Origin of the sequence: Finegoldia magna ATCC 29328, from assembly GCF_000010185.1 — a bacterium.
In the GTDB taxonomy this organism is placed as follows: Bacteria; Bacillota; Clostridia; order Tissierellales; family Peptoniphilaceae; genus Finegoldia; species Finegoldia magna_H.
In genome coordinates this window covers 1,056,348-1,071,865 of the sequence record NC_010376.1, presented here as the reverse complement: position 1 = coordinate 1,071,865, position 15,518 = coordinate 1,056,348, and the positions used below count along the sequence as shown (strand labels likewise).

The following is a 15,518-nucleotide window of genomic DNA, read 5'->3' as shown; positions in this document are numbered from 1 at the left end:
TAATGGAAAATTTAAACGAAATGCTACAAATTCGTAGACAAAAGTTGCAAGAATTATTAGATGCAAATGAAAATCCATACGTTCATGAAAAATTTGATAATGCTAATAATACTAAAGAAATATCTGATAACTTTGACGAATTTGACGGGAAAGAAGTTAAAATAGCCGGAAGAATTATGAGTAAAAGAGGCCATGGTAAAGTTAATTTCATGGACTTGCAAGATTCTCTTGGTAGAATACAATTATTTAATAAAGTAAATGAGTTAGGCGAAGAAAACTACGCAAAAGTTAAAAATATGGATATTGGAGACATTGTTGGTGTTGAAGGAAGCATATTCAAGACACACAGCGGCGAAATATCTATTAGAACAAAATCAGTAGTTTTATTGTCTAAATCATTACAAATATTACCTGAAAAATGGCACGGATTAAAAGATCCGGATTTGAGATATAGACAAAGATACGTGGATTTAATTATGAATCCAGAAATCAAAGATACTTTTGTTAAGAGATCTAGAATTATTTCGGCAATCAGAGAATTCTTGGATACAAGAGGATTCTTGGAAGTTGATACTCCAATCTTAAATACAATTGCTGGTGGAGCAAATGCGAGACCATTTATCACTCACCATAACACTTTGGATATAGATATGTATTTGCGTATTGCAAATGAATTATACCTAAAGAGATTAATCGTAGGTGGATTTGACAAAGTTTATGAAATGGGTAGAATGTTCAGAAACGAAGGAATGGACCACACACATAACCCAGAATATACGGCAATAGAATTGTACCAAGCATACGCTGACTACAACGATATGATGGATATAACGGAACAATTAGTTGCATTCGTGTGTGAAAAAGTTAATGGTTCTATGAAATCTCAATTCGGTGAAACTGAAATTGACTTTACACCACCATGGAAAAGAATCACAATGGTTGATGCGATAAAAGAATACGCAGATATAAATTTTGATGAAATTGAAACTGATGAACAAGCTCGTGAAGTTGCTAAAGCAAATAATGTTGACATAAAAGACAACATGTCGCGTGGAGAAGTAATCAACGAATGTTTCGAACATTTCTGTGAAGAAAAATTGGTTCAACCAACATTTGTGTTGGGTCATCCAGTGGAAGTAAGTCCATTAGCTAAGAGAAATCCAGACGACGAAAGATACACTCACAGATTTGAAGCATTTGTATGCACAAAAGAAATCGCAAACGCATTTAGTGAATTGAACAATCCAATCGATCAAAAAGAAAGATTCTTGAAACAAGTTGAAGCTAGAGAAAATGGTGACGACGAAGCTCAAATGATGGATTATGATTTCTTGAATGCATTGGAAGTAGGACTTCCACCAACAGGCGGATTGGGAATTGGTGTTGACAGACTTATAATGATGTTGACTAACAACGAATCAATCAGAGATATTATGTTATTCCCAACAATGAAGCCAATAGGCTTAGAAAAGGCAGAAAATGGGGGTTTGTCAAAAGAAACTTACGAAACTTACGACAAACTTACGACAGAAGAAATTGACCTTTCAAAAGTGAAAGTTGAACCATTATTTGAAGATATGGTAGACTTTGAAACTTTCTCAAAATCTGATTTTAGAGTTGTAAAGGTTAAAAACTGCGAAGAAGTTCCTAAGTCAAAAAAACTTTTGAAATTTACATTAGATGATGGTTCTGAAAAAGAAAGAGTTATTTTATCTGGTATTAAGGAATATTACAGCGCAGAGAGCTTAATTGGAAAGACACTACTTGCAATTTGTAATCTTCCTCCTCGTAAGATGATGGGAATCGACTCAGAAGGTATGATTATATCTGCAATTTGTGAGTATGACGGTGAAGAAAAACTTAACTTAATAATGCTGGATGATAATATTCCAGCAGGATCAAAATTATATTAAAGGACACGCTAATTATGAAACTGGGGTTTGTTATGAATCCCAGTTTAATTTTTAGGAGTATGTATGAGATGGATAATTAGAATAATTTTATTACCGATAAGATTAGTGTTGAGTTTGCTCATAGCTTTTTTAACCTTCATATTAAGTTTGAGTACTGCGTTGTTAAGCGTAGTTTCTACTTTGATTTTTATAATTGGAATAGCTAGCATTTTTCAAGGAGACAAGCAAATTGTAATTGAAGCACTAATATTAGCATTTTTATTTAGTCCATTTGGATTACCTAAATTAAGTATATATGTTATTGGATTATTAGAATTATTAAACTATACAATAAAATCAATTTGAAGAAAAATAAATATAAGACAACCGTAGACGATAGAAAGCAATAATTCTGTCGTCTTTTTTTATTTTAAAGAGAGGAGGTAGGAATGAATTTTGATTATTTTTATAATAGGCAATCTGAGATGTATAACTTCATTAGGTTACCTATGGTATTAATGGAAGATGAGATTTTTGAGAGCATTTCTATTGAAGCTAAAGTTTTGTATTCATATATGCTTAATCGAATGGGTCTTTCATATAAAAATGGCTGGATAGATGAAGATGGAAAAGTCTTTATTTACTACACAATGGATGCTATTAAAGAGCAATTTAACTGTGCTAATGATAAAGCCTTAAAGATTATAAATGAGCTTGATATAAAATCAGGAATTGGATTGATAGAAAAGAAAAGACAAGGACTTGGAAAACCAAATAGGATATATGTTAAAGATTTTATGAGTGTTTTCTCCGATTCAAATAATAGAAATCCAGATTTCCGAAAAGCAGAAGTCCAGACTTCCGATAATCGGAATTCAAGAACTCCTAATAACAGACTTCAAGATTTCCGAAAATCGGAAGGTAACTATAACAATATTAGTAATAATGAGTTAAGAAAGAATGATTTTAGTAAGGGACAAAAGCCTTATGGAATATATAAAAACATATTTTTGACTGATGAAGAATACAAGGACTTAACAAATGAGTTAGGAAGTAGAATTAGTGACTACATTGATAGGTTGTCGTCATATATGAAAGCAAATAACAGAGTGTATCAAGATTACAAGGCAACGATAATCAATTGGTATCTTAATGATCAGGCAAAAAACATTAATGATAATACAACAAGGAAAATGAATTACGATATAGGAGAGAGTTTATGAAAAGCTTAAAAGATTTTGTATTAAGAGAAAATGATATTGAAAGAAATGGACATATTTATTGTAAGGTATGTGATAAAAGAGTCGATGGAGAATTACTTGACCTTGGCTTTACAAAGTTTATTCCCAGAATTAAATGTGAATGTGAAATAAAAAGAGATAAGGAAAATGAAGAAAGAGAAAGACTAATGAAAATATCATCGCTAAAAAGAGATTGTTTCTCATCGCCACTCCAACACCAATATAATTTTGAGAGATTCTTAAATGAAAAAGGTCAAGCTTACAAGGTTGCTTACAATTATGCTAAAAGTTTTGAACAAATGAAGGAAGACAATGTTGGACTTTTATTTCATGGAGATGTTGGCAGTGGAAAGACTTATCTTGCTTGTTCTATTGCAAATGAATTAATTGAAAGAGAACAAGTTAAAGTTAAGATTATGAATTTATCTCAGGTTATAAATCAAATACAAAAATCAGCATTTAAGCTAGATTCAAATGAAATTATAGATAACCTATCAAACATTCCGTTGTTAATTTTAGATGATCTTGGAATTGAAAGGGATACATCTTATGCAAGAGAACAAGTATATAACATTATAAACTCAAGATACTTAAAAGGTAGGCCGACAATTTTTACTACAAACTTATCATTGGAAATTATTCAAAATCCTAATATTGAACTTGAGTATCAGAGGATATATTCAAGAATACTTGAAATGACAATACCAGTTAAAGTTACGGGAGAAGATTTTAGAAGAAAAATCCATCAAGAGAAGTTAAGAAAATACAAAGAGTTACTTTTATATGGAGGTGGAATAGATGATTAATGAAGAAGTATCTAGGTCGAGTCTTAACCTTGAAGTAAGGCTTGCAAAAGCAACAAGTAAAGCAATTCTTGATGCCTTAAAGAAAGTTCACAAGCAAATAGAAGATCAAGGAGGCTTGAAAAATGTAATAAAAAATAATGGAGAAGAAGTAAAACTAAAGGATATGGTTAAAAAGGGACAGTTAGAAGAAATTAATCTAAAAGATCCTGAGTTAAAAGAATTAAAGAAAATTTTAAACAAACACGGAGTGAAGTTTTCTGTTATGAAAGATAAGGAAACTGGTAACCACTCTGTGTTTTTTCAATCTAAGGATATAAAAGTAATGGAACACGCCTTTAAAAAAGCAGTTAAGGCTTCTGAAAAAAAGGCCGATAGAAAAGATTCAATAACGAAGACTATAAATAAGTTTAAAGATATGGCTAAGGACACCATTAGTAAAGATAAAGTTAAAAATAAACATAAGGAGCAAAGCTTATGATAAGTAATCTAAAAACATTTGAAAATAAGAATTTTGGGAAACTCACTGTTATTGAAAAAGATGGTGAGTTTTTCTTTATAGCAAATGAAGTAGCAACTATGCTAGGATATGTCAATCCCAGAAAAGCTATTTATGACCATGTAGACGAAGAAGATAAGGGTGTAACGAAATGGAACACCCCTGGAGGAATACAGAATATTTCAATAATTAACGAATCAGGATTGTATTCACTTATCCTCTCATCAAAACTACCACAAGCAAAAATATTCAAAGCTTGGGTAACTAGAGAAGTCTTACCAAGTATTAGAAAAAACGGAGGATATATAGTAGGGCAAGAAAAGAAAACTAATGAAGATCTACTTGCAGATGCAATTCTTGTAGCCAATAGAATTATTGCTGAAAGAGAAGAAGAAATTGAAGAATTAAGACCAAAGGCAGATTATTATGACAAATTAGTAGATTATAACCTACTTACAAACTTTAGAAATACTGCCAAAGAGTTAGGAATACCACAAAATCAATTTATAAGTTTTCTAATGGATAAGGGATTAATTTACAGAGATAAGAAAAAGAAACTCTTACCTTATGCAGATAAGAACAAGGGATATTTTGAAGTAAAAGAATGGATTGATCCACTAGGTACACTTGTAGGAATACAAACATTAATAACACCAAAGGGAAGACACTACCTACTAATTTTATTAGATAGTGAAGGTTTCTACGATGAATAAGATATTAGAAGCCATTCTTTCTGATATTAAAAACCTAATTAAAATAGACAACCCAAAGAAATTTATATTATCAAACATTCCCTATCTATCATTCTTCTACATTGGAAATATCTTTTCTAAGCACATCAATTCTTATGTAGGAGGAGATATTATTGATAAAATAATGGTGGGAATTTCTGATATAGGAACTTTATCTTATATACCAAGCCTTAATCCAAGGGACTTGTTAGTAGGTATTTCAGTTGCTGGTCTTGTTAAGTTAATTGTTTACAGCAAAGGTAAAAACAAAAAGAAATATAGGCAAGGCAAGGAATATGGATCTGCAAGATGGGGAGAAAGTAAGGATATTGCTCCATATATTGACCCTAAGTTTGAAAACAATGTTCTCATAACTAATACCGAAAGACTAACAATGAACTCAAGACCTAAAAACCCTAAATATGCCAGAAATAAAAATGTATTAGTAATAGGTGGTTCTGGATCAGGTAAAACGAGATTTTATGTAAAGCCAAATCTAATGCAAATGCATTCTTCCTATGTAGTAACAGACCCTAAAGGCACACTTGTGTTAGAATGTGGAAAAATGCTTTATGAAAATGGTTACGACATAAAGATATTAAACACAATAAACTTTAAAAAATCTATGAAATACAATCCCTTTGCATACTTGAGAAGTGAAAAAGATATTTTAAAGCTTGTCCAAACCATAATTGCTAACACCAAGGGAGATGGAGAAAAGGCAGGAGAAGATTTTTGGGTAAAGGCTGAAAAGTTATATTACACTGCTCTTATTGGGTATATTTATTATGAAGCACCTGAAGAAGAAAAGAATTTTAAAACACTCTTAGATATGATTGACGCAAGTGAGGTTAGAGAAGATGACGAAACCTATATGAACCCAATTGATAGGCTTTTTGAAGCTCTTGAAAAGAAAGATCCAAGTCATTTTGCAGTTAAGCAATACAAGAAATATAAGCTGGCAGCAGGAGTAATAGAATTAAGGAGAACACTTAATCACTGTTTTAGTGAAATATGTACTTCTTAATTCTTTTTTATTTAAGAAATTAAGAGGAAGGAGGAAAAAGTGAGGAATTTTGAAAAGATAACAGCACTCTATGAAAGATTAAGTCGAGATGATGAACTTGAAGGAGAAAGTAATTCAATCGTTAATCAAAAGAAAATCCTTGAAGAATATGCAAGTAAGAATAATTTAACCAACATCATCCATTTTACAGATGACGGAATAAGCGGGACACAGTTTGATAGACCAGGCTTTATGGAAATGATGAATGGAGTAAATACTGGAAATATCGGTTGTATCATCGTAAAGGATATGAGTAGACTCGGCAGAGATTATCTCAAAGTCGGTCAATGTATGGAGATATTAAGACAAAAGGGCGTAAGACTTATTGCTATCAATGACAACGTAGACAGCTTTTACAGAGAAGATGATTTTACCCCTTTTAGAAATATTATGAATGAATGGTATGCAAGAGATACTTCAAGAAAAATACAATCTACATTTAGATCAAAAGGAGAAAGCGGAAAGCATACGGCAAGCACTCCACCTTATGGCTACATCAAAGATGAAAAAGACAAAGATAAGTGGGTTGTAGATGAAAAAGCAGCCGAGATAGTAAGACGAATATTTAATCTTACAATGGACGGAGCGGGACCATACAAAATAGCAAAGATACTGGAAGCAGATAAGATAGATATACCCGCTTATCATCAGCAAAAAATGGGATATGGATTACATCAAAGCAAAAACTTTGAATATCCTTATCGTTGGTGTAGTTCCACAATTGCCAGTATCTTAAAGAAAAAAGAATACTTAGGGCATACAGTTAACTTTAAAACAAGAAAGCATTTCAAGGATAAGAAAAGTAAATATGTATCCGAAGATAAATGGCTCATCTTTGAAAATACTCACGAAGCAATCATAGACCAAGAAACCTTTGATAATGTGCAAAGGATAAGAGGAAATGTAAAAAGGTATCCTGATGGTTGGGGCGAATATCACCCACTAACAGGACTGATGTATTGTGCAGATTGTGGAAGCAAGATGTATGTTCATAGGACAAATAATTACAAAAATATCCCTTATTATGTTTGCAGTAATTATAAGAAAGTACCTTGCGGGACACTTTGTCCATCAGCTCATAGGATAAAAGCAGAAGTAGTCTTAAATCTTATCCAAGAAACATTAAAAGATATAAAAAATTATCTTGATGAAGATAATGAAGCATTTATTCATTCCATTCAAAATGAAATGGAAGAAAAGGAAAAGGCACATATAGAAAAGAAAAAGATAAGATTAACAGAAAGCCAAAACAGGCTTCAAGAGCTGGAACGATTGATGTGCAGAATTTATGAAGATATGATTTTAAATAAGATACCGAATAATCGCTATGAAATTTTAAATAACCAATATGAAACTGAGCAACTCACGTTAAGTAAAGAGATTAAAGACTTAGAGCTTGTAATATCAAGATATGAAAAGGAAACAGATAAGGCAAGAAAATTCATATCCCTTATTAGTCGTTATGAAAACTTTGATAATCTCACAAACACAATGATAAATGAGTTTGTAAAGAAGATAATCATTCATGAAAGAGATAGGAAAGGCAGTCAAACATCAAAGCAAAAGATAGAAATATATTTTAACTTCATAGGAAATTATGAAGTGCCAAAAGAAGAGTTAAGCGAAGAAGAACGATCAAAACTTGAGGAAGAAGAACGAAAAATTAATGAGAGAAGAGACAGACTTCATCAAAATTATCTAAAGCGTAAAGCAAATGGAAAACAACAGGAGTATGAGGAAAGGTATAAGGAAAGGAGAGAACAGAAAAAACAGGAGAAGTTAAAGGTTTTGAAAAGGGCAGGTATACTGATGAAGGATTATAAAAACAAGGAATCATTTAAAGAGAGCGTGTAAAAATTACACGCTCTAAATTTATGTTTTATAATATTGGGATAAATTTCTTTAGTTAAGCATACTTCTATATTTACTTGGTGTGATACCATAAGTTGATTTGAATATTTTAGCAAAATGTCCTGTGTGTGTATAGCCAACTTTTTCTGCTATCGTAGATATTTTATACTCAGGATTTTTCAGCAATAATAATGCCTTATTAAGCCTTAGTTCTTTTAAGTACTCGTAGGGAGGAACACCGTAGTATTTGCGAAAAGCTAATTGAAATCGTGCAGGACTCATTAAAGCAATTTTAGAGAGTTCAAGTCCGTCAATATGAACCGATAAATCTTTTTTCATAGCTGATACAGTCCTTTTCAGATTTTGCTTATCTTTTTTAGTTAAGACAACGGATATATTTTTTTCCTTTTCTTCTAACTCTGTAATTATGATAGATAATAGTTCCATAACTTTGCTTTCCAAATATAAAGGCAAAATCTTTCCTTCAGCTTGGGATTCTCTTATCTGTTGAAATATAAAATTCAACTGCGGAGAATTTTGAGTTTTTAACAAATAAGAATTAAGAATCTTTGCTTTTTCATATTCAAAATCATCATATTTTAATTTTAAGAAAGTATCAAAGTATTCTTTGGTTAGGATTATTTTCGTAAACTTTACAGGCTTATTTGCCTCACAATAGGTATAAGTTTTCTTTTCTGTATTTAAGTAACAATATATACCTTTTTCTACATTATTTAACTTTCTGCCACCGACTTTAAATGAACTGCTTTCTGTTTCAAATTGGCTAATCTCTAAATACTTTTCAGATACTTCGGTTATTTTCTCCATTGTTTCATTTGGAGTAAAGTTAGCAATTAAAATTAGAATTAAACGGCTGTCAAATTTTAGTATGCGAAAAGTACCTTTGCCAAAATGGGGATCTATTTGAAAGATTTGTTTGTTTTCAGTTGATAAAGTTGGAACAGGAATAAAAGGAGCGTCATGTACTAAGTTTGTTAAATAATCAATAACTGTTCTATCCATCAATTCTACTCACCTCTTTTAATATCACAAATTTATTTTATTATATCACAAATTTATAAAAATGTAAATAGAAATACTGATAAAAAGCTTATAAATAAAGGGATACAAGGAATATCAAAATTCATAGTTAGATTTTGAGTTATAAAAAATTAGCTTTATAATGAATGTAGTTAGTTAGATACGGCTAACAATTATGAAAGGAGATGGAATAACTAATGAAAAAAAAGAAGACAGGAATATCTTATGTGTTTCAATTAGCAAAAGATGAGAGAAAAAAGCTACATTTAGGAATGTTTTTATCTGTCATTTCTGCGACTTTATCATTAGTTCCTTATTTTGTAGTTTACAAGATATTACTAATGATATTTCAGAAAAATATTTTGTATACAGAAATTTTAATGTGGGCAGGTATAGGAATTATAAGTGCTGTTTTGCAAGCAATACTAATGTCCTTTGCGGGCATTTTATCTCATACAGCAGCTTTTAACACAATACACAGAATTAAGCTGAAAGTTGTAAATCATATTTCAAAATTTAATTTGGGATTCTTCCAAGAGCATGCCCCCGGAGAAATTAAAACATTGTTGTTTGATGATGTAGATAGAGTTGAAAATTTTTTGGCTCATAGCACTTTGGAATTAGCTCAGGCAGCAGTTGTTCCGGTTATTATGTTCATTTTCATGTTGAAATTAAATTGGATGATGGCACTTGTTATGCTTATTCCTATGATTTTGGGATTAGGAATTCCTATGATGCTAATGAAAAATTATCCGGATATGTCAACGGAGCTATCCGAAGATATTGCTGATTTAAATGCTTCGGCAAACGAATTTATAAAGGCTATGCCTGTAATAAAAATGTATCATTTAACAGCAGAAAAATTTGAACAATATAGAAGCTCATTGAATGCGTATATTACTTGTTGGAAAAAGATGTGTATGAGCTCTTGCTATCCTTTATCAATAACTTTAGTGGTTTTGGATTCAGCAATCTTATTTACATTGCCGTTCGGAGGATATTTCTTTTTGAGAAATTCTTTATCAGCAACATCCTATTTGCTATTTATTATGCTTACAATGTGCTTTTTTGTTTCGTTCTTAAATATGGTAACAATCTTTATGCAATCTATGGAGCTTGGAAGCGGATTGGATAACATAAAAAAAATAATGGATATGGATGAATTGAAAGACGGAACAAAAATCATAAACAAGAATGAGTGTATGAAAATAGATTTTAAAGACGTTACTTTCAGTTATGACGATGAAGAAACAAAAAATAAAGCATTACAACATATAAATTTATCCTTAAAACCGAATACAATAAATGCTTTTGTGGGACCTTCCGGTGCAGGCAAGACAACTGCTGCACAATTGATTGGGAGGTACTGGGATGTAACAAGTGGAGCAATTAAAATTAACGACATACCGATCAATGAATTAAAAATAGATAATTTGATGGACATTACATCATTTGTTTTTCAAGATGTATTTCTTTTGGAGGACACTCTCTATGAGAATATTCGTATGGGAACAGATGCAGATGAAAATAAGATTATTGAGGCTGCAAAAGCAGCACAAATTCATGACTTTATTATGAGTTTACCGAATGGATATCAGACAAGAATCGGGGATCAAGGGGTGAAATTGTCAGGTGGACAGCAACAAAGAATCTCAATCGCTAGGGCAATACTCAAAGATTCTCCAATTATTATTTTTGATGAAGCAACTTCCTATTCAGATATAGAAAATGAGTACCAGATACAGTTAGCACTTCAAAACTTGTTGAAAAATAAAACAATCATTATGATTGCTCATCGTTTGCATACTATTAAGAATGCAGATCAAATTGTTGTATTTGATGAAGGGGAAGTCGTAGAGGTTGGAACACATAAAACTCTTTTAGAAAGAAAAGGGGTCTATGAAAGTATGTGGAACACATACACAAAAGATTACTTTGGAGAGGGGGTAAGTGCAAATGCTTAAGATTATTAGAACACTTCTGAAAGATAAAAAAGAAAAATTGTATTTACCGATTTTTCTAATGGTTATTGATTCGATAGGAAGCATTGTTTTGTATTTAATGCTCTATTTTACCGTAGTTAGTATATTGCAAAATACATTAACTAAAACCTTAATCATAGAATATACGGTAATATGTTTCATCAGTATGATTGCAAGGATACTGATTTATAGGCATGCATACTATTTGAGCTTTTCAAGAGGAGCTGAAATGTGTGGAGATATGCGTTTGGATTTAGCAAATCATTATAGGAGTTTGAGCCTTGGTCATTTCCAAAAAAATAGTAGTGGTTATCTATTATCAACTCTTACAAAGGATTTGAGTAGTTTTGAACTGATCATAACGCACACTTTACCATCGGTTATTAAAACGGCAGTTACAGCAATATTGATTTTATTAGGCACATTTTTTATCGATTGGAAGCTCGCATTATTAGAGTGTTTAGTATTGCTTATCGCATATCCTATGTTGATATGGGGCAACAAATTGATAGAAAAATACGGGGCAAGAAAAAGAAATTTAAATTCTAAGATGATTTCTATTATTTTAGAGTACATTCAAGGTATGAAAGCGTTTAAGTCAGCTAATATGACAAGTGAACATTTTGAAAGAATGATAAATACACTTGAAAATGTTAGAAAGACAAGCGTAAACGCAGAAAAGAAAATGGCGTTACCTACAAGTATGTACTTTATCACAGTTAACTTTTTGCTTCCGATAGTTCTTCTTATAGGAGGATATTTGCTTATAAATGGTAGTGTTAGAACTGAACAGTTTGTGGCTTTTATGCTTATGAGTTTAGCATTATCTGCACTTCTTATTGCCTTTCAACATTCCTATGGACTATTGAAAGATTTGAAATTAGCTGCAAGTAATCTTGAGAAAGCTTATGAAACGAAGCCATTGCCTTATTCTGAAAATGAAGTTGAATTAGAAAATTTTGATATTCAATTTAAGAATGTAAATTTTTCTTATGATAGAAATAAAACGATTCTGAACAATATTTCTTTTGAAGCAAAAGAAGGAACTTCTACAGCTTTAATTGGTCCTTCCGGTGGAGGAAAAACTACAATCGCTAATTTGATTGCAAGATTTTGGGATGTAAATAGTGGAGAAATTATAATTGGTGGAAAAAATATAAAATCCATAAAACCTGATGTGTTGCTTAAATATGTTAGTCAGGTTTTTCAAGATAATGTACTGTTAACCGATACTGTTTATAACAATATCAGGGTTGGAAAACCTAATGCAACAAAGGAAGAAGTTTATCAAGCTGCAAAATTAGCTTGTTGCCATGAATTTATTTTGAAAATGAAGGATGGATATGAAACGGAAATAAAAGATGGAGGAAGTACATTATCCGGCGGTGAACGACAAAGGATTGCTATTGCAAGAGCGATTCTGAAGGATGCACCAATTCTTTTGTTGGATGAATCTACAGCTTCTCTTGATCCTGATAATGAAGCTAAAATCAATAATGCTTTGGAGCATTTAATGCAAGGAAAGACAGTTTTTGTTATTGCTCACAGATTGAATACCATTAAAAACGCTAATCAAATTATTTTGATAAATAACGGAAGAATTGAAGAACAAGGAAATCATAATGAACTTTATGGAAAAAAAGGACATTACTATGAAATGGTAAATACACAGGAAAGAGCGAAAAAGTGGATGATAAAGGAGAATAGTTATGGAGAGGCTTAGTACTTTGAAAGAAAAGACAAAAGGTAAAGTTGTTGAAATTATTGGTGATACACATTTTCAAAGCAGAATAATATCTATCGGAATAACTGTCGGAAGCTATGTTGAAGTTATCCAGAATTATAAAAAGCAACCTATTCTCATTTATTGTAGAGATACGATGATAGCTGTCAATAAGATAGAGGCAGAGAAAATAATGATGGAGGTACTTTGAGATATGAAGAAAATAACGATTGCTTTGCTGGGGCAGCCTAATTCCGGAAAATCGACTTTGTTTAATGGGTTGACAGGCTCAAATCAACATGTTGGAAATTGGCCGGGTAAAACCGTTGAGAAAAAAGAAGGCGAATTTTCGTATAAAGATACCAATTATACGATTGTGGATTTACCAGGAACTTACGGATTATCAGCAAATTCAGAGGAAGAAGTTATAACAAGAGAATATATAGAAACCGGGAACTCAGACCTAATTGCTATTATGGCAGATGCTTCACAATTAAATCGAAGTCTATTTATGCTCTCTGACTACATTGGAATAAATATTCCGGTTGTCTTAATCATGAACATGATGGATGTTGCTACAAGTCAAGGGAAAAATATAAATATAAAGGGGTTACAAAAATCCTTGAATATACCTGTCATTCCTATCGTTGCGGCAGATAAAAAGGAATACAAAGAGTTTTATGCTTTTCTGGAGCATTCAGATAGAGGAAAAATTTTATCTGACGAAAATTTAGAAAGGGCATATGAAAATATTGTTGGAGATAACTATAAGCTATTAAAAAAACATATCCCTGATAAAGGTATAGGTGTATTTTCAAAGTCGTGGATTATCGGAAAATTATTAGATCAGGATGCAAAAGTAATTGCGTTAGTAAAAGATAATGTTGAAAAAGTCGAATTTGAAGAAATAGAGAACGTATTAAAAAGCATAAAAAATGGCAATTTAATAACCGGTAATTGTAAATTTGAATGGATAGATAAACTTATCAATGCAAATGTTATTCAGAAAAAGAGAGTATTTAAGAGAAGCAAATTTGATCGTATAGCCACAAGTAAAGCTTTCGGAAAACCTATGGCTATCGGAGTTATCATTTTAGGATTAGTTGCTTCTATGCTCATCGGATTTCCGCTAATGGGGTTATTTGGGTTTGTTATACCTAAAATATCAACATTGTTGGCAAAGGGGCTTGTCGCCATTGGAGTATCAAATTGGCTGATTTCACTTTTGTGTGGAGCCGTAATGACTGCAATTACTTTTGCATTGCAAATGGCAAGTTATGTATTGGGAATTAGCTTAGTATTTGGATTCTTGGAAGATGTAGGATATATGGCAAGAGTTTCCTATGTCTTTGACAACACTATGTCGAAATTAGGATTGCAAGGAAAAGCAATTATGCCGTTCTTGTTAAGTTTCGGCTGTAATATAGGTGGAATCACAGGAACGAGAGTAATTGATTCATGGGGACAGAGGGTTATGACAATTGCATTATCTTGGGTAGTCCCTTGCGGGTCAACATGGGGAGTAGTCGGGCTTGTTACAGGAACATTCTTCGGAAAACAGGCAGTATTTGTGATATTAAGCCTATTTGCAGTTGCTTTTCTACATTTACTAATCACATATAGGATTTTCAGAAAATCGCTTTATGAGGGAAGTGAACATTTTGGAATGATTATGGAACTTCCACCATATCACAAGCCACATTGGAAAAATTTACTTTCTTCTGTAATGAATAGGATGGGAAATGTACTGAAAAGGGCATTGAGTATCATTATCCTTATTTCTGTTATATTTTGGATTCTTGCCTATACGCCTGATGGAAATATAGCTAACAGCCTTATTTATAAAGTAGGAACATTTATAGAGCCTGTAACAAAATTGTTTGGGTTACCATGGCAATTATTTATGGCTTTTGTTGCTTCTGCAATGGGAAAAGAATCGGCATTAGGAGTAATGGCATCATTATTTACTTCTTCAGGAATATGGCATGCAGTTGAGGTTAAAGGGACAGTAGATACCGCTATTCTAAGCAATAATATGTTGACAATGATTTCAAAGCCGGAAGCCTTAGCATTTACTTTTGCCTTTTTCTTCAATATGCCTTGTTTGATGGCTCTTGCAGCTACCGCACAAGAAACACATTCAAAAAAATGGACGATAAAAATAGCACTGTATTATATATTATCGGCTCTAATTATATCTTGTGTTGCATATCATATTGGACAACTGATTTTTTAAGGTGTGATAAGTATGCTTATACAACTATTAGAAGTATTGAAAAAGAAAAAGACTTGCACTTTGCAAGAACTTGCTGAACTGACAGGTGAGGATTTAGATAGTGTAAAAATGAAAATTGAATATCTCGAAAATAATGGATATTTGGTAAAAACTAAAAGGTCTGCAACAAGTAAATGCCAAAGTCAATGTTCGGGATGCTCGAATTGTGTTGTTAATCAAGATGATATTTGGATTGTAAAAGAGTAGTTTGGTTAAGTACAGAATCAAAGAATGGAGGTTAAAATGTAGCTAAGCAATGGGGGGATAAATAATGAAAACACTAAATTTTGTTATTCACATAAGATATATTTATCATTTTTTATGCTTGGAATTGCTTACACGTAGCAATAACACTTTACCAGAAACAACAAAATAGAAAATCATATAAAATATTAGTTTTTAAGCCGAGAGGAC

At 31.9% G+C, this 15,518-nt stretch carries 13 protein-coding genes and 1 pseudogene; 13 read left to right on the top strand and 1 reads right to left on the bottom strand.

Translation table 11 applies throughout. The features are described from left to right. Positions 1-2: 2 nt before the first annotated feature. The 8 genes and pseudogenes from lysS (at position 3) to FMG_RS05200 (ending at position 8,086) form a co-directional block, all read left to right on the top strand. The gene (gene lysS / locus FMG_RS05235) at positions 3-1,913 is read left to right on the top strand and encodes a lysine--tRNA ligase (protein ID WP_012290758.1); all 1,911 of its coding nucleotides are present in this window, start codon (positions 3-5) and stop codon (positions 1,911-1,913) included. Between the two features lie 63 nt (positions 1,914-1,976). After that, positions 1,977-2,258, top strand: a complete 282-nt coding sequence (locus tag FMG_RS05230; protein WP_035112685.1) for a CD1845 family protein — start codon at positions 1,977-1,979, stop codon at positions 2,256-2,258. Between the two features lie 83 nt (positions 2,259-2,341). Continuing rightward, positions 2,342-3,115, top strand: coding sequence for a replication initiator protein A (locus FMG_RS05225; protein WP_001008418.1), 774 nt, complete (start codon positions 2,342-2,344; stop codon positions 3,113-3,115). After that, the gene (locus FMG_RS05220) at positions 3,112-3,939 is read left to right on the top strand and encodes an ATP-binding protein (protein WP_012290757.1); all 828 of its coding nucleotides are present in this window, start codon (positions 3,112-3,114) and stop codon (positions 3,937-3,939) included. Before FMG_RS05225 ends, FMG_RS05220 begins: the two co-directional genes overlap by 4 nt. Then, the gene (locus FMG_RS05215; RefSeq protein WP_000606597.1) at positions 3,932-4,417 is read left to right on the top strand and encodes a PcfB family protein; all 486 of its coding nucleotides are present in this window, start codon (positions 3,932-3,934) and stop codon (positions 4,415-4,417) included. Before FMG_RS05220 ends, FMG_RS05215 begins: the two co-directional genes overlap by 8 nt. Beyond that, positions 4,414-5,148, top strand: a complete 735-nt coding sequence (locus FMG_RS05210; RefSeq protein WP_000625112.1) for a phage antirepressor Ant — start codon at positions 4,414-4,416, stop codon at positions 5,146-5,148. The genes FMG_RS05215 and FMG_RS05210 overlap by 4 nt, the downstream gene beginning before the upstream one ends. Then, positions 5,141-6,136: pseudogene (locus tag FMG_RS05205) on the top strand (type IV secretory system conjugative DNA transfer family protein); the annotation flags it as partial. The gene FMG_RS05210 and the pseudogene FMG_RS05205, both read left to right, overlap by 8 nt. A 96-nt stretch (positions 6,137-6,232) precedes the next feature. After that, positions 6,233-8,086 (top strand): recombinase family protein, encoded by a 1,854-nt coding sequence (locus tag FMG_RS05200; protein WP_012290755.1) that lies wholly within the window; start codon positions 6,233-6,235, stop codon positions 8,084-8,086. A 48-nt stretch (positions 8,087-8,134) separates the two neighbouring features. Here the strand turns inward: FMG_RS05200 and FMG_RS05195 are convergent, their stop codons facing one another. Beyond that, a complete protein-coding gene (locus tag FMG_RS05195) occupies positions 8,135-9,106 on the bottom strand; it encodes a helix-turn-helix transcriptional regulator (protein WP_012290754.1) in 972 nt (323 codons plus the stop codon). Between the two features lie 215 nt (positions 9,107-9,321). On the opposite strand from FMG_RS05195, the gene FMG_RS05190 reads away from it, so the two are divergent. From FMG_RS05190 to FMG_RS05170, 5 genes are read left to right on the top strand one after another with little or no spacing between them, the layout of a single operon-like run. Then, complete coding sequence (locus tag FMG_RS05190) at positions 9,322-11,088, top strand: ABC transporter ATP-binding protein (protein WP_012290753.1); 1,767 nt, start codon at positions 9,322-9,324, stop codon at positions 11,086-11,088. Beyond that, complete coding sequence (locus FMG_RS05185) at positions 11,081-12,829, top strand: ABC transporter ATP-binding protein (protein ID WP_012290752.1); 1,749 nt, start codon at positions 11,081-11,083, stop codon at positions 12,827-12,829. Before FMG_RS05190 ends, FMG_RS05185 begins: the two co-directional genes overlap by 8 nt. Continuing rightward, positions 12,816-13,040, top strand: coding sequence for a FeoA family protein (locus FMG_RS05180; protein ID WP_012290751.1), 225 nt, complete (start codon positions 12,816-12,818; stop codon positions 13,038-13,040). The genes FMG_RS05185 and FMG_RS05180 overlap by 14 nt, the downstream gene beginning before the upstream one ends. Positions 13,041-13,043: 3 nt before the next feature. After that, the gene (gene feoB, locus FMG_RS05175) at positions 13,044-15,065 is read left to right on the top strand and encodes a ferrous iron transport protein B (protein WP_012290750.1); all 2,022 of its coding nucleotides are present in this window, start codon (positions 13,044-13,046) and stop codon (positions 15,063-15,065) included. A gap of 12 nt (positions 15,066-15,077) precedes the next feature. Continuing rightward, complete coding sequence (locus FMG_RS05170; protein WP_002416388.1) at positions 15,078-15,311, top strand: hypothetical protein; 234 nt, start codon at positions 15,078-15,080, stop codon at positions 15,309-15,311. Positions 15,312-15,518 lie beyond the last annotated feature (207 nt).